The following is a 21,630-nucleotide window of genomic DNA, read 5'->3' as shown; positions in this document are numbered from 1 at the left end:
CACTCCAAAACAGCCGTTCAGACCTCTCTAATAACCCATAATTGCGGTGACCCGATAGAATTTCCTCGTCAGTAGCGGCATGCTGTAAGACAATACGGACGGGCCCACAGTGGCCAAAGGTGTAGAGCCCCAGTTGGCTGGATCGTCGGAGGCGTAGATGCGGTAACCCGTGGCAGCCGGAACCATTGTCCAATTCAGGACCGCGCTGGCTCCGATGATGTCGATGCTTAGCTGTGGGGCGGCGAGATAGACGGCCGGAACGGGGCCGACCACGTGATCGATGTAAATGCTCACCAAACCGCTGCTTGCGGCGTTGTAGGGCTCCAGCCCCAGATGCAGATTCTGGCCGGCCAACGAGCCCAGGAAAACTTCGTAGCTCACCCAATCCAGGGTGGTGGGCATCTCAAAATCCACTCCGCTATTGGTCCAGTTCACCCCATCAATCGAATATTTCAGGCGGATCCGGCTGTTACCCGCGGTCGAGCCGGTGCGGGCGTAAAAACTCAGGACTGATGAGGAATTGAAGGACAGCAGAGGCGTGCCGATGAGGCTGCCAGACGTTCCGGCGGACTTGAACAGGCATTTTTCGCCCTGATAGGGATAGATCTGGCTCTGCTCCAGATTGCCTGGATTCAGCCAGCCCGGGGGCGGAAAAGCGTCTCCCTCAAAGCTTTCCGCCAGTTGTACCGCCGCCGGGGTGTGCAAAATCCAGACCGGGCAGGCTCCCGCGCTGCCATAGGAATTGGAAGGAACGACCCTCCAATAGTAGGTTGAGCCCGGCTGCAGCTGCGGAGTGAAGAAAGTGCCGGTCTGGCCGCTGCTGACCAAGGTCGAGGGCGGATTTGCGGTTCCCAGGTAGACGTCGTAGGAAGTGGGGCAGCCTCCTCCGTTTTTCCAGGCCAAGGCGGCGCCGGGCATGAACAATCCATTGTAAAAAGGATAGACCGTGATCGCTGGCAGGGGCGCCATCGCCGTGATGACCTGAAGGTTGGGGCGATAATAATACTTGGTCCCCGTTCCGGTGGGGAAAGCGCCGTTGGCATGGTTGTAAACCGCTTGGTACAAGGGGCTTGAACTCGTGGAGCGGAAGACGGGGTTTCCGCTCTGGCCCGACCCGTCCCAGTTTTTCCAGAGGATCTCGATATTGTTCTCGTTGTCCCAGGCAAAGGCAGAGCTGAAAACGACCTGCAGCCAGCCGTTCCCGTGGAAGAACAGGTCTCCGGCATAGACCTGGGTAAACAATGAGCTGTCCGGCAGGGCCTCAGACGGTTGGGTATAGGATTCCAAGTTGCTGTGGCGCAGGAAGACATGCTGGTCCTGGATGGTGTAATTTGCCGGCAGATTGCCTACGTAGAAACCGACGCCGATAATCTCTCCCGGCGTGTTCAATCCGGCCGCGTTCAGTTCCGGTTTGGTGTAGAGGGTCTTGGTCCAGCCGTAGTCGTTCATGCCATTGACCGGGACCCGGTTGATCGTTTCAGTGCCCGCGCCCACTGTGTATTCCGCCGCGAAGAGCCCTCCGCATATAAGTAAAGCCAAACAAATCACGATTACTCTGTTCATGATCTCTCCCGTACTTTCGACTATTGAAGCACTCGTGAAAGTTCTGCGGAATGCTGAATTATGTCAAGCTGAAAATCGCGGGTTGCTGCAAACCTCACTGGAGCTTCAAAACGCGCCGGTTGTAGACATCAGCCAGGATCGGAGGAAGTTCGTCTGTGCCACTGACCACGATGTAGCCCCGCGGGGTTAGCTGGAAAACATAGGCGGAGCCAGCTTCTGACCCGATCTCCCGGTCAAAAATGCAGGAGCCCTTAAACCCCAACTTGTCCAGATAGGTCCCGGCCGCCCGCAAAGCCTGGCCCGGCGAGACTTTGGCAGCCATCAGAACTGCCCCCAGCACGATCAATAAAGCGATTAGGAACGTCTTTTTCGTTGCTCACATCCCATGTCTGTGTTGGACGAAAATGGGTGCAATAACCGAGCCAGAAGGCCTGAGAGGTGACAGGCCTGTGCGTGGCTCCCGTTTAGAACAGAGGGCTCGGATGCTATAGTTTTACCAGCCTGCGCGTGACACTCCTCCCTTGAATATTCAGGCGATAAAGATACACGCCCCGCTCGACCGGCCGGCCATTGTCATCCAGGCCATCCCAATCCGCGGAGTGCTCTCCGGACCTGGCCATTCCGGAAAAAACAGTCCTGACCTTCTGTCCCTTCAGGTTGTAGATGCTCAGGTCGATCCGGCTTTCCCGGTCCAGGCTGAAGGGGATCGAAGTCTTTCCGGCAAAGGGATTGGGAGTGTTTTGCGCCATTTGGATTGCAGCCACCAGATACTCATCGGAATTTCCGACGATATCGAGGTAAAAGTCAAGAGTGGTGGTCATTCCGGCCACTACGCTGACATCGTGTTCGACAAAAGTCACATAGCCCGGCTTGGAGCAGCTCACGTCATAGGTCCCCGCGGGCAGGGTGAGGCTGTAGAAACCTGCCGCATCGGACAGGATGGTGATCCCGTCAGCTTCGATCAGGGCGCCTTCGATCGGCTCGCTTTGAGAAGTCAGCACCTGGCCCAAAAGAATCCCATCCGTAACCGGGACCTGCCATTCATAGCAGCCGATGTCGATCCTGGGCGTCCCATCGCCGTTTCCATCCACGATCCTGGGCATTCCCGCCAGGTCGATATCGGGCAGGCCAAGTCCCGTGGCATCCGGGGTTCCCGCGTCGATGCAGGGCGAAGTTGCCATTAGGGTCAGGATCCCCTGGGCGGGATCGGTGAACTGGGGATCCCCGAAAATGTTCGTGGCACCGCCTTCCTGTTCCTGCATCGAGCAATGGGACAGGAGATAGGATGAATTGTTTGCCGCCAGGGCATCGGGCTGGTTGTCCCAAAAAATGCAATTGGTGATCAGGGCTGGCGCGGGAAGCACGTTGAACCAGGCCGCAGCGCCGCCCTGGGCTGAGGTGTTGCCATAGAATGTATTGTTGATGAGGCTCACCGAACCGCCGATGATGCCCATTCCGCCACCCAGGCCCATAGTGGTGTCGTTTCCGGCAAAGAGGGAGTTTTTCACCACGACGTTGCTGCTGGCCCCGTAAATTCCGGTCACAGCACCGGCGACGTTGTTCGAGATGACGCAGGACGTGACGTTGGCCTGGGGGCTGTCGTAGAAATAGAGCGCTGCTCCGAAGGTCACCGCGACGTTGGAATCGAAGAGGCAGTCAGTGATCTCCGCGTTCCCATCCCTCACGAAAACTCCACCGAAGAAGCCGCTCTCGCAATTCTTGACCGTGCAATTGTTCATGACTACGTTGGTTCCGTTGTCCGCGTAGATGGCGCTGCCGTCATAGATCGACTTGCAGCGGTTGAAAAAGCAACTATCGAAGGTCAGGGTCCCGGCGTTATCAGCCCAGACGGCGCCTCCGAAATTGAGCGGATCTCCGCCCCCTGAGCCCCAGATTGCCCGTCCGTAAAGGAAATTCGTATGGGTGAAGGAAGAAGGGGGGTTGAGCCCCGTGCCGGTGTTGCTCAGGCGGATCGAAGACCAGCCGTTCAAGGTGTCCTGGGCTGTGAAAGTGACCGGCAGGTCCGCGCTCCCGGTGGTGCTGATGGAACCGCTCACCGCCAGGGAAAAAGTGCCCTGGAAGACAACGTCCACACCAGCGCCGATGGAGAGTGAAGCTCCGTTGGCGATGCTGATGTTGCCCATCACAAGATAGGGTGATCCGGCCGCGGTCCAGTTTCCCTGCACGGGCCCGGGCGGTATCGTTGTTTGGGCAAACAAGCAGGTCACGAGCATGACCATACCGAAAATTATACACATTGTTCTCATTACACACCTCTCAGTTGATTGATGGTCTTACCTGAAAACAATTGACCATTCTGTCAAGACCTATTTTTCCAACCTGACCCCCTGACGCCGAATACGCGGTTTGACTGCTGATGGTTATGGCTCTTGCGGGGCTATCTTTCCGGCCATGTTCGATCCCCAGGGAATAATGCTCTAGGGTAAATCTTATAATCTTAAGTCGGTTGGTCAACTTATTTCAGGACGGGTCAGGGCGAAGGCGGAAGAATCGATAGCTGCAAGCCTGGCTGGGTGCAACGTGACAACGAAATCTGCAAATTGTGCAGCAAAAACTGCAAACTGTCGCATCGTAGGACATCCTTACTCATCCTTTCCAAGACCCATTTAGGTAGTTTCTGACAGGATATCTGCAATTAAGATCACCGAAAACTTCAAATTCTGACAGGATTTCTGCATATCGAATGATGCATAGCTTGGTTTGATGATAGTGTTCACATAGGTTTCTCGTGATTTTGGGATTGACAACAGGAAGCATGAGCCAACCTTGGTCAGTTGAGGATGAGATGAACACCGAGAAAGAAGAACTAAAGAAGAAACTCGAAGATGCGCTTAAGCGGATCAGTGAACTGGAGGCAGAGAACTCCAGGCTGACAGATTTGGTATCAAATGCTACTCATCCATCAGACTTGAATACTGAGCCCTCAAATCCAACTGAAAACAAGCAAAAGCATAGCACCGAGAATTCACATTCAGTAAGTGCAAGTTCTATTGATGCTCCAATCAACAATCAATCCAGTCCAGAAAACAAGGTACAGCTCTTTCGCAGCTTATTTCAGGGAAGAGAAGACGTGTTTGCAATCAGATGGGTTGGCAAAGATAATAGGTCAGGCTACTCACCAGCTTGCTATAATGATTGGAAACACGAAGTGTGCGGAAAGTACAAGAAAATCCCTTGTGCGAGCTGTGAGAACAGAAAGCTTATCCCACTTGATGATAAACAAATCTACCGGCACCTGAGTGGTGAGATCATAATTGGTATCTACCCCCTGCTGGAAGATGATACATGCAAGTTTCTGGCTATAGATTTTGATAAGAAGGAATGGCGGGATGATGTGATGGCATTGATCGATGTCTGCAATCAGTATCATGTTCCTGGTTATGTTGAGATATCCAGGTCTGGGAAGGGTGCCCATGTGTGGTTTTTCTTTGATGAAAAGATTTCTGCAGCTCAGGCTCGTAGATTGGGAACTGCGCTGATTACAAATGCTATGGAGAATCACCACCAAATCGGCTTTGATTCATTTGACCGCATGTTCCCCAATCAAGATACTATGCCCAAAGGTGGTTTTGGCAATCTGATTGCATTAACCTTGCAAAAGAAAGCCCGGGAGAGTGGGCATAGTGAGTTTGTAGATCAGCAGCTACATAGGATTTATGATCAATGGCTCTTTCTGTCACAAGTAGAAAGACTCAGTAAACACAGGATCAGTGCAATCCTCTCAGAACTACCCTCTGGTCACGGTTCGATGGGATTATCCCAGATAAATATATCTGAAGAGGATGAAACCATGCCCTGGGAAGCAAAACAAGCCCAACCTGAGGAGTACAAAGATTTACCCTCTCAGGTTAAGATTGTCCTGAGTAATATGATCTACGTTGAGAAAACTGGACTTCCTCAGAAGCTCATGTCCAATATTGTCAGGCTGGCTGCCTTCCAGAATCCAGAATTCTACCGCGCCCAAGCCATGAGAATGCCAATCTACAATTTGCCCAGGGTCATCAATCTATCCTCAGAGACAGATGAATATCTCATAATCCCAAGAGGGTGTCTGGAAGATCTCTCAAAGCTTGTGTCAACTCTGGGCATTTTACTGATCCAGAAGGATTTGAGATTTCCAGGAGAACCCATCAATGCAACATTCGCTGGTAAACTAAGCAGTGAACAACTCCTTGCCGGGACTGCGATGCTCAAGCATGATAATGGTATTCTCTCAGCTACCACGGCATTCGGCAAGACAGTTGTGGCAATCTGGATGATTGCTCAAAGGCAGACTAATACTCTGGTCATCGTACATCGCAGGCAGTTAATGAACCAATGGGTAGAGCGGCTGAAGTGTTTTCTGCAAGAACCGGAGATAGGGCAAATTGGTGGAGGAATTGATAAGAGAACCGGCAAGATCGATGTGGCTATTATTCAGAGTCTTACCCACAAACACACAGTTAAAGAGCTCGTTAAGGATTACGGCATGGTGATTGTGGATGAGTGTCACCATATCTCTGCCTTTAGCTTTGAACAAGTTCTCAAATCTGTGAGGGCCAAGTACATCTATGGGCTTACTGCCACCCCAATCCGCCAGGATGGACATCATCCCATTGTTTATATGCAATGCGGCCCTATCCGTTATAAAGTAGATGCCAAATCTCAAATTCTGCAAAGGTCCTTCACTCACAAGGTAGTAACTCGCCAAACAACCTTCTCAATGACCAAACTTAGCGAGGATGCCGAGATCAAGATCACAGACATCTATCAAGCTTTGGTGGTGGATACTAAGCGAAATGACATGATTCTGGATGACATCATTGCGGCAATCGTGGCCGGTAGAAGTCCACTTGTTTTAACGGAAAGAACTGCTCACGTGGAGTTCTTTGCACAGAAACTCGCAGGCTTTTCCAAGCATGTAATCGCACTTCGGGGTGGCATGGGTAGAAAACAGCTGAAAGCGGTAATGGATAAGCTCCACTCCATACCGGATGAAGATGAAAGGGTGATTATCGCAACCGGAAAGTACATCGGAGAGGGCTTTGATGACAGCAGACTGGATACCTTGTTTCTTACTATGCCCATATCCTGGAAAGGAGTATTGCAACAATATGCTGGTAGGCTACATAGGGCTCACGATAACAAAACAGAGGTTGTGATTTACGATTACGTGGACATAGAGGAGCCTGTGCTTGCGAAAATGTACAGAAAGAGAATAAAAGGGTATGAGAGTATGGGTTATTCGATCATTAGCAAATAAGTGCTTTCTCTAAGGTTGGCGAATAACTAATCTGCCATCCAGCCATCTGGCAAGAAAAGAGGGTTACTGGGCTTCTTAACCATTTCTATGCGGGTATCTGCGGAGAGAAGCGGAATTTATCGATTGACAATCAGAGGGGGTTCGGCGTTGTATGAATTTGGGTGAAAAAGGTAAAGGAAATCCGCTTTTCTGAAAATGTTAATCCCTTGCCAACAAAGCCAATTAGGAGTGATCATGGATCATCTGCAGGACAGGTGGCTGTCCATCAAAGAGATATGTGCTTACCTCGGAGTAAGCGATGACACGGTGTATCGCTGGATAAAATTCCACGATATGCCCACCCACAAGATGGGGCGATTGTGGAAATTCAAAATCAATGAGATAGATGAGTGGGTCAAGGCTGGTGGAGCAACACTTAAATCAATCAAATCAAGAGCTAAGAAGATATAGGCTCACAAACACAATCAATCCAGTTCGCCTGTCTGCAGAGGCGATGATTGGTAGTGTATTATGCTCTTTATGCTTAATCTCAAAGGTTCTTGCACATGTTGTGTTTACGGCACAAGAATCACTGTATAATGCCGTGGTGAGCAGTTTAACAAAGTATCTATTCCCGCCCACCACCCCAATTAGTGGGGCTTCGCCCCATTCCCAAGTTACTTTATCGGTCTTGTTTCAAGGTCTGACGATATATAGATAAACGGAGTATTTAATGGCGCATAAGCTGTCTTTATCATGGCTGGAACGCTTTCTGGAGGAGGCCTGTGAATCCCTGCGCGGGAACATGGATGCCTCGGAATTCAAGGAATACGTGATAGCTATGCTGTTTCTGAAGAGGGTAAATGATCTCTTCAACATTGAACGAAATAACCGAAAGGCGATCCTCGAGAAGAAGGGCGTAAGCGGAGAAGCGCTTGAAAAAGGGCTGGAGAGCGAATCAAACTACAACTTCTTTGTCCCGATCCGTGCCAGATGGGAGAATATCCGGCACCTGAAGAAAGAAATCGGAGATGAACTAAAGAAGGCATTTGAAGCCCTTGAGGATAGCAATAGCGAGACTCTGGAAGGGGTGCTGAAGCCGATTGACTTCAACAAGACCCTGGGAAAGAACAATAAACGCATCACAGATAAAGATCTGGTCGAACTGATCACTCACTTCGACAAGGTGGTGCTCACAGATGACAATCTGGAGTTTCCTGATCTCTTGGGCTCCGCCTATGAGTATTTGATCAAGTACTTTGCCGATAGCGCTGGTAAGAAAGGCGGAGAATTCTATACGCCCAGGACAGTGGTCAAACTACTGGTAAACATCCTTGACCCGGCTGAGGATGCTGAGATCTGCGATCCCGCGGTAGGTTCAGGTGGTATGCTGATAGAGGCCTTTAGTCATGTAGAGAGCAAATACGGCTCTGCCAGAAAGCTGACTCTCTACGGGCAGGAAAAGAACGGCACCACTTGGGGTTTGTGTAAGCTCAATATGCTGTTTCACAATATTCTGGATGCCCAGATCGAAAACGGGGATACTCTGATGGAGCCCAAACACGTGGAAGGAGGAGAATTCAAGCGCTTTGACATCGTGATTGCCAATCCTCCCTTCTCCCAAAACTACTCCACTGATGGGATGAAATTCAAGGAACGTTACCGCTTCTGGATGCCAGCCAAAAGCAAAGCGGACTTTATGTTCGTTCAGCACATGTTCAGCACGCTCAAATCCAATGGCAGGCTGGCTGTGATTATGCCCCATGGAGTTCTCTTCCGGGGTGGAGAAGAGCGCAAAATGCGGGAATGGCTGATCAAAGAAGGCTATCTGGAAGCGATCATTGGGCTGCCACCGGCACTCTTCTACGGAACAGGCATCCCGGCGTGTATCCTGGTGATCAATCGCAATGCTGCCAGTGCCCGCAAAGAAGTGCTCTTTATCAATGCGGATCATGAGTATAAAGTTGGCAAGGTGCAGAATATCCTGCGTCCGGAGGACATTGAAAAGATCAGTTATGTTTATAGGCACAAGCGAGAACTGAATGCCTATAGCCGTCTGGCGAAGCATGAGGAGCTTGAAGCTGAGGAATACAACTGCAATATCAGAAGGTACGTAGATAACAGCGATCCGGCAGAACCACATGACGTAAAAGCCCACCTTATGGGAGGTATCCCGGAAAGTGAAGTGAATGCCTTGCAGGGCTATTGGGATAACTATCCGGGGATCAGAGAGCAGATGTTTACCTATGACAGAGACAAGTATCTGAAGTTTATCCAGATCATCAGCGACAAGGAAGCCATCAAGGGCTATCTGGATGAAGCGAAAGCGATAAAAGGCAAACACGAGAGCTACATGACAAGCCTGAAGCTCTGGTGGGATGAGCACAAGCCCAAGTTGGAAGCTCTTCCTGATAATCGAAATGTATATGACCTCTATCATGCTTTCTCTGCCACGATCACCGCAAAGATCGGCTCTTTAGGCATCCTGGATGAGTTTAAATGCCGGGGTGCCTTTGCAGGATTCTGGAACGATATCTTTAATGATCTGCGCAGCGTGGCAGCCAGTGGCTGGAATGCAGAACTGATACCAGATGAAGAGATTCTACAAAGTCAATTCCCCGATGTGATAAAAGAGTTGAATGACTGTGAAAGCCGTCGTGATGAACTGGAAGCACTCTTTGCAGAAGTAAACGAGCTTGAGGAAGGCACCTGGTCTGAGGATGATTATGAGGTCTTTCCCAAGGATGAACTGTCGGAGGTAAAAGCTGCTATCAAAGCCTTGGGTGGAGAACTCAAAGAGATCAGCAAGGATATCAAGAACAAGGAAAAGCAGATTAAAGCGCTAAAGAAAAGCGGTGAAGCATTTGAATATCTTTCCGGGCAGATAACGGTTCTGTATTTAGCTATACGAAACCTGAAGCAAATGATTGAGGAGAACGAAAATCGTATTGCCAAGCATCAGGAGCTGGAAATGGAACTGAAAGAAAACCGCAAGAAGATTAAAGAGATAAAAGACCGCACAGAGCAGCTTGTGGAACAGGCAAGAACCAAGATCAGCGAAGCAGAGGCAAAAGTTTTGATCCTGCTACGATGGGAATTGACGCTTAACGCTAAAGTGAACGATTACTTGATCCAGTATTGCAGACAATTTCGGACAGCCTTAGAAAGCTTGTGGGAAAAGTATGACCAACCCTTGCATAGTATCCTAAAAGAAAGAGATGCAGCAGCCTCAGAATTGGCAACCTATCTCAAGGAACTCGGGTATGAGTGAGTGGAAACACCAGTTATTGACTGATCTATTCAACGTAGAAATTGGTGGAACGCCTTCAAGAGGCGCTATGAGATATTGGGCTAACGATTGCGATAGCCAAGCATATAGCTGGGTCTCAATAGCAGATTTGGGGAAATCGAATGTAATTAAGAAAACTAAAGAGCGAATTACTACCGATGGATTAAATAGCTCAAACGCAAAGCTATTGCCAATAGACACGCTGATTTTTAGCTTCAAGCTTACAATCGGTAAGATCGCATTTACTGGGGTCGAACTAACCACTAACGAAGCAATTGCTGCCTTGATTCCTAAGGGAAACAAAGTTGAAACAAAACTGATTTTTTACCTACTTCCTAATACACTTGATCGCTTAGTATATGATACTGCGGTTAAGGGAAAAACTCTAAACAAGAGCAAGATAGCAAAGATTACGTTTTTTATCCCATTAGATATTGGGGAGCAACGCAAGATAGCCACTATCCTCTGCACATTAGATAATGTGATTGATAGGACCGAAGCTGCGATTGAGAAGTACAATGCGATTAAAGCCGGGATGATGCAAGACCTGTTCAACAGAGGCATTGACACTCAAACTGGCAAGTTGCGACCTACGTTTGAAGAAGCTCTTGAGCTCTATAAAGAATCAAAATTGGGATGGATACCCAAAGACTGGGAGATTGTCCAAATCGGAGTTTTCGCAAAGATAAAAGGGGGTAAGCGAATGCCTGCGGGGAAAGAGTTCTCTGATGCATTAACGCCATTCCCATATCTGAGAGTAACTGACATGCAAGATGGGTCTATAGATCAAGCAGACCTCAAGTATGTTCCGGTTGAGATCGAACCACTGATTCGCAGCTACAAAATCTCTGTAGATGATGTTTATGTCACAATTGCCGGGACTCTTGGTCTGTTTGGGACGATCCCGGTGAATCTGGATCAAGCTCAGCTTACTGAGAATGCGGCCAGGATTACAGAATTCGATAAGTTGGAATACGATAGAGACTTCATAAAGCATCAGTGTAATAGTGCGATTGTTCAGGGGCAAGTTATCAGGGAAATTGGCGTGGGTGGCGGAGTTCCAAAGCTCGCTTTATTCAGAATTGGCAAGTTTCTCTTCCTCAAACCAGCGATCCACGAGCAACAGGCAATTGTCGATAGAATACAAGTGATAGAGCATAAACTCAGTGATGAGAGCGTCGCTTTGAAAAAGTATAAGCAGCTTAAGCAAGGCATGATGGCTGACCTCTTGACTGGTAAAGTAAGAGTACATCTAAATGAAAATAAAGTGGAGAATGGCTAATGTCACAGATTACGAATTTCAAATTCAGAATACGAGAAGCATTCAAGCAGTGTTATTACCTTGTGCCAGATTACCAAAGGGAGTATGTATGGAAGGAAAAAGAAGTAACAAGACTCCTCGAAGACATAACAAATGAAATGGATGGTAATGGTGAAACAGAGTACTTCATTGGCACTATTATCGTCTCTCCTACTAATCAGGCAGATCACTTTGAAGTTATTGACGGTCAACAGCGTTTAACTACCTTCTTCTTGCTGCTTTGTGCGATTAAATCCATACTTGATGATCAGAAGCAGAAACATAGTATAGACCAGCTTATAATGTCTCTTGATGATGACTTGAATGGAGAACCAGTCATGACTCTAAGATTGGAACCGCGGTACGAAAACGCCATTGAGATCATAACGAAAATAATCGAACTGAACGCGGACCCAATAATCACAAGAAAAGCGATACAAGCTGCTGGAATATCTACTTATGGCTCATTAGACAACATCGTGGAAGCTTATAGGATAATCTACTCTTATCTGGTGAGCAATTATCCTGATATATCTGATTTGAAGAAATACTGGGGTTATATAGGCAATCAAGTTGTTTTTATCCAGATAGCCACAGAAATAAGCAGTGCTCTGAAGATATTTGAGACAATTAACGAAAGAGGTGTGGGTCTTAACCCAATGGATCTTTTGAAGAATTTGATATTCAGGCAGGTGGGGCAGAATGAATTTGGAAGACTGAAGAATGAGTGGAAAGATATTACTAAAGCACTGGAAGAGAAGCAAGAAAAACCTCTTCGCTTCCTTCGCTACTATCTAATGTCCAATTATCCGATTGCCAACAAAAGGAATGATCACATTCTACGTGAGGATGAGATATATGACTGGATAGTCGACAATGGCAATGCTGAGCTATGTGGATATAGGCGTGATCCTTTCGCATTTGTTAAGCATCTCAAGGGCAATCTGGATTGTTACTTGGCTTTCATCGAAGGCAAAGATAAGGATAAAAAGAGCAACGTTAACACTGAAGATTTATCTGAGATGTGTGGTGGTGCATTTAGCTTGCATTATATCCTATTGCTTGCTATCCGGAGCCTGCCAAAAGAATTGTTCGAAAGCTTCGTGAACAAACTCGAAGTGTTTCTATTCTATTACCTCTTTACCAAGACCCCAACCAAAGAATTGGAGAGGAGTTTTGCAATATGGGCAGGTGAATTAAGAGAAATTGCCCAACAGAAAGATCCCGCTGTTCAGAAAGACATGTTAGATAGCTTTGTCAGCACTCGATTTGTACCAAGTGTTCAGTCCAAGCAAAAGGAATTGCAGGCTTTCCTCGAAAACTATTCACTGGGTATACTTCAGTATTACCGGACAAGATACTTCCTTGCAAAAATCGCTCAATATGTGGATAGACATTTTACAGGGGTTAACGATAAGCGTACATTAAAAGACTTCACTGTGCTGGAAATTGAACACATACTGCCCGATAATCCTGCAGATGATGTCAGGAATAGATTCATTCAAAACAATCCAGGCATCGATTACGATAAATACAAGATAAAACTGGGAAATCTAACTTTGCTACAAAAGCCCCTGAATATTGTAGCGGGTAATGACTACTACAAGAGAAAATGTGATCAGTATAAGAACTGCGGATTTTACTTCACTCGAAGTTTGGTAGAAACACCGACTGTGGGTAATCAATCATCAGTGAACAGGATTAATCAATTTCTGAAAGTGTTTCCTGATTGGAATGCCGCTACAATTGACGAAAGGCAGCAATTGCTGATAAATCTGGCTTTTGAGGTTTGGAAGATATAAACTGGTGAGGAATAATGTCCGAATATAATAGTGTTGAACGTCCCTTTCTAGATAAGCTACAGCAGCTTGGTTGGGAAGTAATTGATCAGGGAACCGGGTTTACTCCTTATGATCCCAGTATCAGCAGGAGAGAGAGCTTCAGAGAGTATATCCTCGAGAATGAGTTTAGGGCTTCTCTGAAAAGGATTAATCTCACTGAAGATGGCAGCAGCTGGCTAACTGATAAACAGCTTGAAGCGGTGCTAAGCGAGCTTACTATGCATCCCGGCATGGACTTGCTCAAGGCAAATCAGGCAGTGTATGAGCTTCTGACCCGCAATACTACGGTGGATCAGAATACGCTGACCGGAGAGCAAAACCCAACGGTGCGGCTGATTGATTTTGCCCATCCTGAACGCAATAGCTTTATCGCCATTAACCAGTTCAAGATCGAGACCCCTGGAGCTAGCAGAACGGCGATCATTCCGGACATTGTGCTGTTTATCAATGGCTTGCCGATCGTGGTAGTGGAATGTAAAGACATGGATGTGGCACAGCCCTTGAGTGAAGCATTTATCCAGATCAACCGCTATGCGAATCTGCGAGTGGATGATTATGGCATCAAGGAAGGCGAAGAGCGGCTTTTCCATTGCAATCTCTTCAACATCGTCACTCATGGCAATGAAGCCAGGTTTGGCACCATCACGGGCGAGTTTGATCACTATCTGAACTGGAAGGACATCTTCCCGGAGGAATATAAGACCATCCAGGCTTCGCCAGATGAGCAGCGTCAGGAAGTGATGATTCATGGGATGCTGAATAAAGCTATCCTGCTGGATATCTTGAAGAACTTCACCCTATACATGGAGATCAAGAGAGGCGAGAAGGTAAAGATCGTCTGCAGGTATCAGCAATACAGAGCAGTGGGTAAAATCCTCGAGCGTCTCAGAACCGGAAAGACACCTTTTGAACGCAGCGGAGTCATCTGGCATACTCAAGGCTCAGGGAAGTCCCTGACTATGGTGTTTCTGATCAAAAAACTGCGGGATACGGATGATCTGAAGGATTACAAAGTGATCATGGTCAATGATCGGCTGGATTTGGAGGATCAGCTTTCGCACACCGTAACCTATACCGGAGAAAGCCTCACGCTGATTGAGCACAAAAGGGATCTGGATAAGCTGAAAAACACCAGTTCCAATTTGAATATGGTGATGTTGCACAAGTTCCTGATCAATAGCTCAGTTTCTGCAGAATCACTATTGACAGCGGGGATTGTGCCGAAATATGAAGAATTCCCGGAGCTGAATACAAGTGAGCGGATACTATTGCTTATAGATGAAGCACATCAGGATCAGGGTGGCGAGATGGGCGACAACCTCTTCCTGGCTTTTCCCAATGCGGTCAAGATCGCTTTCACCGGAACTCCGCTACTCACAGAAGGGCATAAGCAGAAAACCCATGAACGATTTGGCAGCTTCATCGATGTGTATAAGATGAATGACTCGGTTGCAGATAGAGCTACGGTGGACATTCTCTATATAGGCAGAACCAGCCAGGACAAGCTGACTGATGCTGAGATGTTCAAGCGTGAGTTTGAAGATATGTTCAAAGAACGCAGTGAAGAAGAGCGGTTGGAGATACAAAAACGCTATGGCACAGAGATGGCCTATCTGGAATCCAAAGAGAGAATCCGGGCTATCTCGGAAGACATCATCGAACACTATACTCAGGAAATCCTCCCAAACGGCTTAAAAGGGCAGGTGGTGGCGAGTTCTATCGTGGCAGCATGTCGGTATAAGTATGAGATGGAAAATGCGCTAAAACGGCTAATATCGCGTGAGGAAGCAAAACCTGAAGATGAGCGGGATGATGAACTGCTGAAACAGATGAAGTTCATCAAGATCTGCACAGTGGTCTCGATGATGGACAATAATGAGCCGGGCTATGTGTCGATGGCTCGCAGACAGGCTCAGGATATGGATGCGGTGGAGAGCTTCAAGAAGGACTTCGACTATAGTAAACCGGAAAGCGGCGTGGCTATACTCTGCGTTTGCGACAGGCTTTTGATGGGCTTTGACGCTCCGATCGAGCAAGTGATGTATCTGGACAAGAACCTGAGAGAGCATCGGCTGATGCAAGCTATTGCCAGAGTGAATCGTACCAAGGTGATGAAAAGCGGATTTGTAAAAGAGCACGGCATACTGGTGGATTACTTTGGTGTGGCATCACATCTGAAAGAAGCACTGGCTATCTTTACTGATACTGATGTGCAGGAATTGAATGATCTGAGCGCATATTTCCGGGGATTGGACAAAGAGATTCCGGTATTGGAATCCCGCTTCAGAAGGTTGATTCAGTTATTTGCAGATAAAGGCACAATCCGCATTGAGGCGTTTTTGCATCAAAGAATCGGAGATAATGAAGAGGAATGGGAACTGGTGGAGGATTGCCTACAATTGGGTGCTGATGTGAAGTTCCGGGCGCAGTTTGACACTTATCTCAAGGCCTTCTTTGACAGCCTGGAATTGCTGTTCAATGCGGCTATGGCAAGGGATTACTACGTGCCTGCCAAGAGATTTGGTTATCTGATGATGCGCATGCGGAATCGCTATCACGATCCTACGATGGATTTGAAATGGGCAGGGGCTAAGGTGCGCAGATTGATCGATAAATACCTGATCTCAGAAGGGATCAATCCCAAGATTGCGCCTGCCAAGCTGCTATCTGATGAGTTTCCCAAGCAGATGCGTGATCATAACAAAACCGGAAAAGCCAAAGCGTCTGAGATGGAGCATGCCATCCGCTGGCATATCAAAGTTAACATGGAGAAAGACCCCGCTCTCTATACAGGATTCCATGAACGGCTGCAGAAGATTTTGGATTCGTATAGGGAACACTGGGATAGAATCATCGAGGAGCTCACCAAGCTGAGAGAGGATATTGGCAAAGGCAGAGCTGATGAAGCGGGCATTGTGGATTGTCCCGTGATGCCATTTCTGGACCTGATGCTGATGGAAGCAGGGATAGCAGTGGACAGCAAGGAAGCAATTAGCGCCGCAAAGCTGTCAGAATTCATCTATAGCAGGATCAAAGAATCACTCTCGATACCCAACTTCTGGCAGAAGCCCAATGAACGCAGACGATTGGAAGGCGATATCAGGGACGAGCTTGAATATTGCGGGATAGAGCCGCTGCAGGAAGTGGCAGCAAAGCTGACGGCAGAGCTGATCAATCTGGCTCATAAACGGGAAGCCGAGGTGAAGGGTTCATGAGCCTCAATTATAAGATTGTAGTAAGGCATAGCAAGCGCAAGACAGCATCGATCTATATCGAGAGGGATAGCTCTATTACTGTGATCGTACCATTGGGGACAAGCGATAGTGACGTGCAAAACCTGCTCAGCAAGAACGAGTATAAGATACACAAGTACCAGGCTAAGCGTGCCCTGCTGAATGAAAAGGCAATTAGACGAGAGCTTGTTAATGGTCAGTCCTTTCTTTATTTGGGACGGAACTACTATTTGCAATATAGCGATGAGGTCGAGAGTATCCAGTTCAGAGGCAGGCATTTCTATGCCCCGGAAGGCTCTGAAGATAAGCTGAGAGATATGTTCAAGGAATTCTATCGCCATCGAGGAAGGGTGTTTATCGAACCCAGAGTGCAACGTTTTGCGCAGATGATGGGGATAAGTGTAGAGGCAATCTCAATCATCGATCTGAAGAATAGATGGGCTTCATGTTCAGTTAAACGACCTAAAGTCAATTTCAATTGGAAGATCATGATGGCACCTGTGAGTGTGATCAATTACCTGATCGTGCACGAACTGGCACATTTCGAGCATAAACGGCACAGCAAAGACTTCTGGAATGAAGTGGATAAGATCGTTCCGGATTATCAGAAACAAGTTCAGTGGCTGAAGGAATACGGGGCGGGATTGGATGTGTAGAAATAATCAATACGGAGGATAAATGTATCTGTTCAAGCTATCAATTACTAATTTTCGTAAATACGGTGGCTCAGATGATAATCCAGGCATCGTTATCGAGTTTAGCAAAGGGCTCAACGTACTTATAGGGGAGAATGAATCGGGTAAGACCTCCATTGTTGATGCTATAAGGTATGTGCTTCAAACGCAGAGTTACGATTTCACCAGAATTGATGAGATCGATTTTCACTATAGCAATGATAATCGTGTAAACTCATTGAAGATCGAATGCGAATTCAAGGGTTTTACTGATGCTGAAGCGGGGAACTTCTTGGAATGGATCGGTTTTGATGACAATAACGAGTATGTATTGAAAATATGGCTGAGTGCTGAAAGAAAAGATAATCGGATAATACAAGAGATTCGGGCAGGGATGGATAATGTCGGAACCCAGCTAGATGCTGGAGCGAGAGATCTACTCAGAGTTACTTATTTAAAACCATTAAGAGATGCTGAAATGGAGATGGCTGCAGGGAGAAGATCAAGATTTGCTCAGTTACTCAAGAGCCGTAGTGAGTTTAAATGTAAAACAAAACAAGAAGAGAAAGATCATCCTCTTAGCAAATTGGTAGACTTGGCAGATTCTGGGATCAGAGACTATTTTTCTGGAGAGCATGAGTTCACAGACAAGATGAACAAGGAGGCTCTGGAACTGATTGAACCTCTGATAGATGATTATCGTTCAAAGGGTGACCCAGATTCAATGGTTATCGCTGAAGAACTTGAGAACATTAAAACTCTCTTAAGGCGTCATATTCAGGAGAACGGCAAGACCATAATCAAAACAATCAAGGACAATCTGGCCTCATTTACTTCTACTGGTAAGAAAATCGAACCATTCGTGACATTGTCAGGTGTTGAGTTATGGGCGATAATTCAACGTTTAACACTAAACATCGACAATAATCCTCCAAGTTTAGGGCTAATGAACCTCCTTTACATTGCAGCTGAGTTGATGTTATTGAAACGAGAGAAGCACACTGGGCTAAAGCTTGCGATCATTGAGGAACTGGAGGCTCACCTACATCCTCACTACCAGATTAACACACTCAAGTATTTCACAGATGACTTCGGTGCTTACGGGCAAGTCTTTCTTACAACTCATAGTGTTGTTTTAGGATCATCAGTGCCTCTCAATAGCTTACTAATTTGCAAAGACCAAGATGTCTTTCCCATCGGAAATCGCGAGAAGGACAATCAATATACTGAGATTGAAAAGGATGATGCTTATTTTTTAGAAAGATTCCTTGATGCTACAAAAGCAAATCTATTCTTTGCGCAGGGAGTGATAATAGTCGAAGGAGATGCTGAAAATCTTCTTATACCTGTTTTAGCTGAAGTTATTGGTCTACCTCTTAACAAACACGGTGTCTCAATCGTAAATGTGGGGAGTACGGCTTGGAAGCGATATGTGAAGATATTCGAGAGAACAGATGGGAAAGTAATGCCCGTTAAAGTTGCCGTTATTAGTGATGGGGACGTTCCATGCAGAGAGTACCTGAAAGAAAATCCACCAGAAGTATATTGTCAGGAACTCGGTAATGGAGTAGTTGCCATCGAAACAGAAAAGAATCGATTCATAACGCTTATTAAACCATTCGAACAGGCGACTAGTAGCATACCTGCGAAATCTAAACTCAAGGAAGAACATATTATCCAATACATGGACTTAGTAAAACAGAAAAAAAAGGAAAGTGAATACATACCGAAGAACGGCAATATCAGGGTATTTACAAATGAATGGACGCTTGAGTACCATCTTGCAAAAAGTAAGCTAAACGATGATTTGCTATCAGCTATGAAACAAGCAAGAGAATTAGCTGGAGTTAGTGTAGATCTGCCTGATGGTAGTTCTATCGCTTATAGATTTATGAAGCCCTTCTTGGGACATCTCTCAAAAGCTCTTACCGCTCAGTTCTTAGCAAAGACCTTGCTAGATAAGAAAAACGACTTGAGAGAAGCCATTGAAAATGATGATCAATTGAAATACATGGTAAATGCCATTAAGTTTTCTTGTGGTAAGGGTATCTAGGGTAAGCCCATGGCAGAGTTAAGCGAACTTGGCATCCTTTCGCATTTAACCGAAGCGGAAAAGCTCTTTCTACCAAATGAGTGTAATTTTGACCCAGAATCAGTTAACTTTATCAAATGCCTAGAGTCAACTGATGTGGTGGCTTGTCCGGGTAGTGGCAAAACAACAGCATTATTAGCTAAGCTATTCATTCTCTCAAAATACATGCCCTTTGAATTCAACAAGGGAATCTGTGTTTTGACTCATACAAATGTTGCCATCGATGAGATCAAGCGGAGAATGGGAAAAGCCAGCTCGGTGTTGTTTACGTATCCGAACTTTTTTGGGACTATACAGAGCTTTGTCGACAAATTCTTAGCAATCCCTGCATTTGTTGAAGAATATGGGCATAGAAACGTAACCATTGACTCATCTCTTGCAGAGAGCATATTTTGGAAGAGGTTGAAACCAACGACCAGAACTTGGGTATCGAGGCAGTATATTGATATTATTGCTAAGCTTATTTTGACATCCTTAGATGAAATCATGTTATCCTCTGATGGAAAGACATCTTCACTCAAGATTGGTAAGCAGACTGAGAGTTATAAAGAACTTCTATCAGTAAAAAAACATCTCATCGAAGATGGCATTATTAGATATGATGAAGCATACCTGTTTGCAGAAAACTATATAGCAAAACACCCGGGGTTACCTGAGTCAATATGCACAAGATTTAGCTACCTTTTTATCGATGAGATGCAAGACACCGATAAAAGACAAAATGACCTGTTAAATAGAGTTTTCAATGACAGTGTAGTGAAGCAGAGGATAGGTGACCCCAATCAGGCAATTTATGACCTTGTAGTTTCGGATGATGTTGCTTGGGGATTATCAGATAAGATTATTACCATATCATCATCACAGAGAATCTCTAACCAAATTGCACAATCTATTCACAAAGTGTGCGTCAAACCCGAGGCAAGCCTCAATGGTGTTGATCGAGGAACCGACTGTCTCCTCTCGCCAGTAATTATCTTGTATGATGATGATTCACAATCAGTTGTGCTTAGTAAGTTTAGTGAATTGATCAAGGAACGGGAAGACCTATGGAAGCAGGAGATTGCTGAAATAGGTAAACTTCCACTATACTATGCAGTTGGTTGGACCCATGATAATGAAGGAAAAACTGCAGCTGGATTGAATAAGACTAGTATTAGGTCATATTTCCCCGATTACCATAGGCCAGTAAGGTCAGGCAACCCAATCTACAACTCGCTAAAGAATTATCTGGTAAAATCAGCTGGTTCACGATCGAATGTGACCCCCCAAATGATTTCAGATTCGCTTTTAAGTTCTTTCCTGAGAGTCCTGAGCGAAGGAGATATAACCAATCCTTCAAGCGGTAAGCGATACACCAAAAGTTCACTGTATGAATATCTCAAGACCCATGAAGAATTCCATTCTGAGTTCAAATCTGATTTGGCATTATGGGTAAAGCAAATCAGCAAACATGCCTGTGACGACACAACATGCTCTCATAGAAATGATGCATATCCTAATTGTGTGTTTGAGCAGATAATTCAATATCTGAAAGAAACCTGGCTCCCACATTTTGCGATTGAAGAAGCTCAAGTTGATAGATTCATCACTAATCCAATAGAACAAATGGAAAACACCTCCTCTGTGAGTAATGTCTTCTCATCAAATGGCATTGATATACAAGTTGGGACAGTCCACTCGGTGAAAGGTCAAACGCACACTGCAACGCTATTCTTGGAGTGCTTTAGCTATGATTTCAACGGCAATCAACTCCTTGATTACTTGACTGGGGATAGGACTTTCTCATCTAATGACGGCAAGTATAGAAATTGCGCCTTAAAGGTGGCATATGTTGCAATGAGCAGACCTACCCATTTTTTATGTGCCGCATTTCATATAGACAGGATTCCTACAACTGCACACAAAAAGCTTGAAGAATTAGGTTGGTCATTAGTGACCATTTGAGGGGACAAGAATGTACGACATACAAGACTCAACGACTCACGAACTTGCTAAGTATCTAACACTATTACTACCAGAGCTTAGTGATAACTGGTGGCAGGACACGGTGCTTAATGCATTGAATCCAAGGCAGAAAGACATTTTACTCAAATCAAAAGATACAACCCTTGATAACCTCGACCTTGCAGCTCTACTTCGGATATTTGATCAGAACTGGTTCCGCATATCTGCTCATATGGAGTATGAGCCAGAACAGAGGCATTATCTTAAGGACTGATCTTTCCCACATGTCTAATCTTCTGGGACACAGGAAGATAGTTAAAAATAGTTCTTGACAAAAGAACCTCGTATTATATTGTGGCACAATATTATACAAGCCAAATACAAACGAGGTTCAAAAGTGATTTATCCCAGAATCAGCCAATTTAGTCAAGTCAAATCTTCGAGTTTAGTTG

12 protein-coding genes and 1 pseudogene are annotated in these 21,630 nt (G+C 46.0%); 10 read left to right on the top strand and 3 right to left on the bottom strand.

Features of this window, described 5'->3' with window-relative positions:
- Positions 1–27: 27 nt before the first annotated feature.
- The 3 genes from K0B87_02130 to K0B87_02120 all read right to left on the bottom strand — a co-directional run bounded on the left by K0B87_02130 (position 28) and on the right by K0B87_02120 (position 3,821).
- Positions 28–1,563, bottom strand: a complete 1,536-nt coding sequence (locus K0B87_02130) for a hypothetical protein (protein MBW6513534.1) — start codon at positions 1,561–1,563, stop codon at positions 28–30.
- A gap of 94 nt (positions 1,564–1,657) precedes the next feature.
- Entirely contained in the window at positions 1,658–1,885 is a 228-nt protein-coding gene (locus K0B87_02125; protein ID MBW6513533.1) for a Spi family protease inhibitor, read from the bottom strand.
- Between the two features lie 163 nt (positions 1,886–2,048).
- Complete coding sequence (locus tag K0B87_02120; GenBank protein ID MBW6513532.1) at positions 2,049–3,821, bottom strand: right-handed parallel beta-helix repeat-containing protein; 1,773 nt, start codon at positions 3,819–3,821, stop codon at positions 2,049–2,051.
- A gap of 548 nt (positions 3,822–4,369) precedes the next feature.
- Here K0B87_02120 and K0B87_02115 point away from each other — a divergent pair.
- The 10 genes and pseudogenes from K0B87_02115 to K0B87_02070 all read left to right on the top strand — a co-directional run bounded on the left by K0B87_02115 (position 4,370) and on the right by K0B87_02070 (position 21,449).
- On the top strand, positions 4,370–6,826 hold the full coding sequence (locus K0B87_02115; protein ID MBW6513531.1) for a DEAD/DEAH box helicase: 2,457 nt from the start codon (positions 4,370–4,372) through the stop codon (positions 6,824–6,826).
- A 234-nt stretch (positions 6,827–7,060) separates the two neighbouring features.
- The gene (locus K0B87_02110; protein MBW6513530.1) at positions 7,061–7,276 is read left to right on the top strand and encodes a helix-turn-helix domain-containing protein; all 216 of its coding nucleotides are present in this window, start codon (positions 7,061–7,063) and stop codon (positions 7,274–7,276) included.
- 262 nt (positions 7,277–7,538) lie between these two features.
- Positions 7,539–10,076 (top strand): type I restriction-modification system subunit M, encoded by a 2,538-nt coding sequence (locus K0B87_02105; GenBank protein MBW6513529.1) that lies wholly within the window; start codon positions 7,539–7,541, stop codon positions 10,074–10,076.
- On the top strand, positions 10,069–11,376 hold the full coding sequence (locus tag K0B87_02100) for a restriction endonuclease subunit S (protein MBW6513528.1): 1,308 nt from the start codon (positions 10,069–10,071) through the stop codon (positions 11,374–11,376). The genes K0B87_02105 and K0B87_02100 overlap by 8 nt, the downstream gene beginning before the upstream one ends.
- Positions 11,376–13,196: a DUF262 domain-containing HNH endonuclease family protein gene (locus tag K0B87_02095; GenBank protein MBW6513527.1), complete on the top strand. Its 1,821-nt coding sequence runs from the start codon at positions 11,376–11,378 to the stop codon at positions 13,194–13,196. Before K0B87_02100 ends, K0B87_02095 begins: the two co-directional genes overlap by 1 nt.
- Before the next feature lie 14 nt (positions 13,197–13,210).
- Positions 13,211–16,450 (top strand): HsdR family type I site-specific deoxyribonuclease, encoded by a 3,240-nt coding sequence (locus K0B87_02090; protein ID MBW6513526.1) that lies wholly within the window; start codon positions 13,211–13,213, stop codon positions 16,448–16,450.
- Positions 16,447–17,124, top strand: coding sequence for a M48 family metallopeptidase (locus tag K0B87_02085; protein ID MBW6513525.1), 678 nt, complete (start codon positions 16,447–16,449; stop codon positions 17,122–17,124). The genes K0B87_02090 and K0B87_02085 overlap by 4 nt, the downstream gene beginning before the upstream one ends.
- 22 nt (positions 17,125–17,146) lie before the next feature.
- A complete protein-coding gene (locus K0B87_02080; GenBank protein MBW6513524.1) occupies positions 17,147–19,195 on the top strand; it encodes an AAA family ATPase in 2,049 nt (682 codons plus the stop codon).
- A gap of 9 nt (positions 19,196–19,204) precedes the next feature.
- A complete protein-coding gene (locus K0B87_02075) occupies positions 19,205–21,178 on the top strand; it encodes a UvrD-helicase domain-containing protein (protein ID MBW6513523.1) in 1,974 nt (657 codons plus the stop codon).
- Between the two features lie 10 nt (positions 21,179–21,188).
- A pseudogene (locus K0B87_02070) lies at positions 21,189–21,449 on the top strand (hypothetical protein).
- Positions 21,450–21,630 lie beyond the last annotated feature (181 nt).

It is taken from the genome of Candidatus Syntrophosphaera sp. (genome assembly GCA_019429425.1).
GTDB lineage: Bacteria > Cloacimonadota > Cloacimonadia > Cloacimonadales > Cloacimonadaceae > Syntrophosphaera.
The sequence above is the reverse complement of the archived record's forward strand: the minus strand, read 5'-3'. Positions and strand labels throughout refer to the sequence as shown.

Coding starts and splice junctions, on each gene's coding strand:
- K0B87_02130 (MBW6513534.1), bottom strand. CDS start 1,563: ATGAACAGAGTAATCGTGATTTGTTTGGCTTTACTTATATGCGGAGGG.
- K0B87_02125 (MBW6513533.1), bottom strand. CDS start 1,885: ATGGCTGCCAAAGTCTCGCCGGGCCAGGCTTTGCGGGCGGCCGGGACC.
- K0B87_02120 (MBW6513532.1), bottom strand. CDS start 3,821: ATGTGTATAATTTTCGGTATGGTCATGCTCGTGACCTGCTTGTTTGCC.
- K0B87_02115 (MBW6513531.1), top strand. CDS start 4,370: ATGAACACCGAGAAAGAAGAACTAAAGAAGAAACTCGAAGATGCGCTT.
- K0B87_02110 (MBW6513530.1), top strand. CDS start 7,061: ATGGATCATCTGCAGGACAGGTGGCTGTCCATCAAAGAGATATGTGCT.
- K0B87_02105 (MBW6513529.1), top strand. CDS start 7,539: ATGGCGCATAAGCTGTCTTTATCATGGCTGGAACGCTTTCTGGAGGAG.
- K0B87_02100 (MBW6513528.1), top strand. CDS start 10,069: ATGAGTGAGTGGAAACACCAGTTATTGACTGATCTATTCAACGTAGAA.
- K0B87_02095 (MBW6513527.1), top strand. CDS start 11,376: ATGTCACAGATTACGAATTTCAAATTCAGAATACGAGAAGCATTCAAG.
- K0B87_02090 (MBW6513526.1), top strand. CDS start 13,211: ATGTCCGAATATAATAGTGTTGAACGTCCCTTTCTAGATAAGCTACAG.
- K0B87_02085 (MBW6513525.1), top strand. CDS start 16,447: ATGAGCCTCAATTATAAGATTGTAGTAAGGCATAGCAAGCGCAAGACA.
- K0B87_02080 (MBW6513524.1), top strand. CDS start 17,147: ATGTATCTGTTCAAGCTATCAATTACTAATTTTCGTAAATACGGTGGC.
- K0B87_02075 (MBW6513523.1), top strand. CDS start 19,205: ATGGCAGAGTTAAGCGAACTTGGCATCCTTTCGCATTTAACCGAAGCG.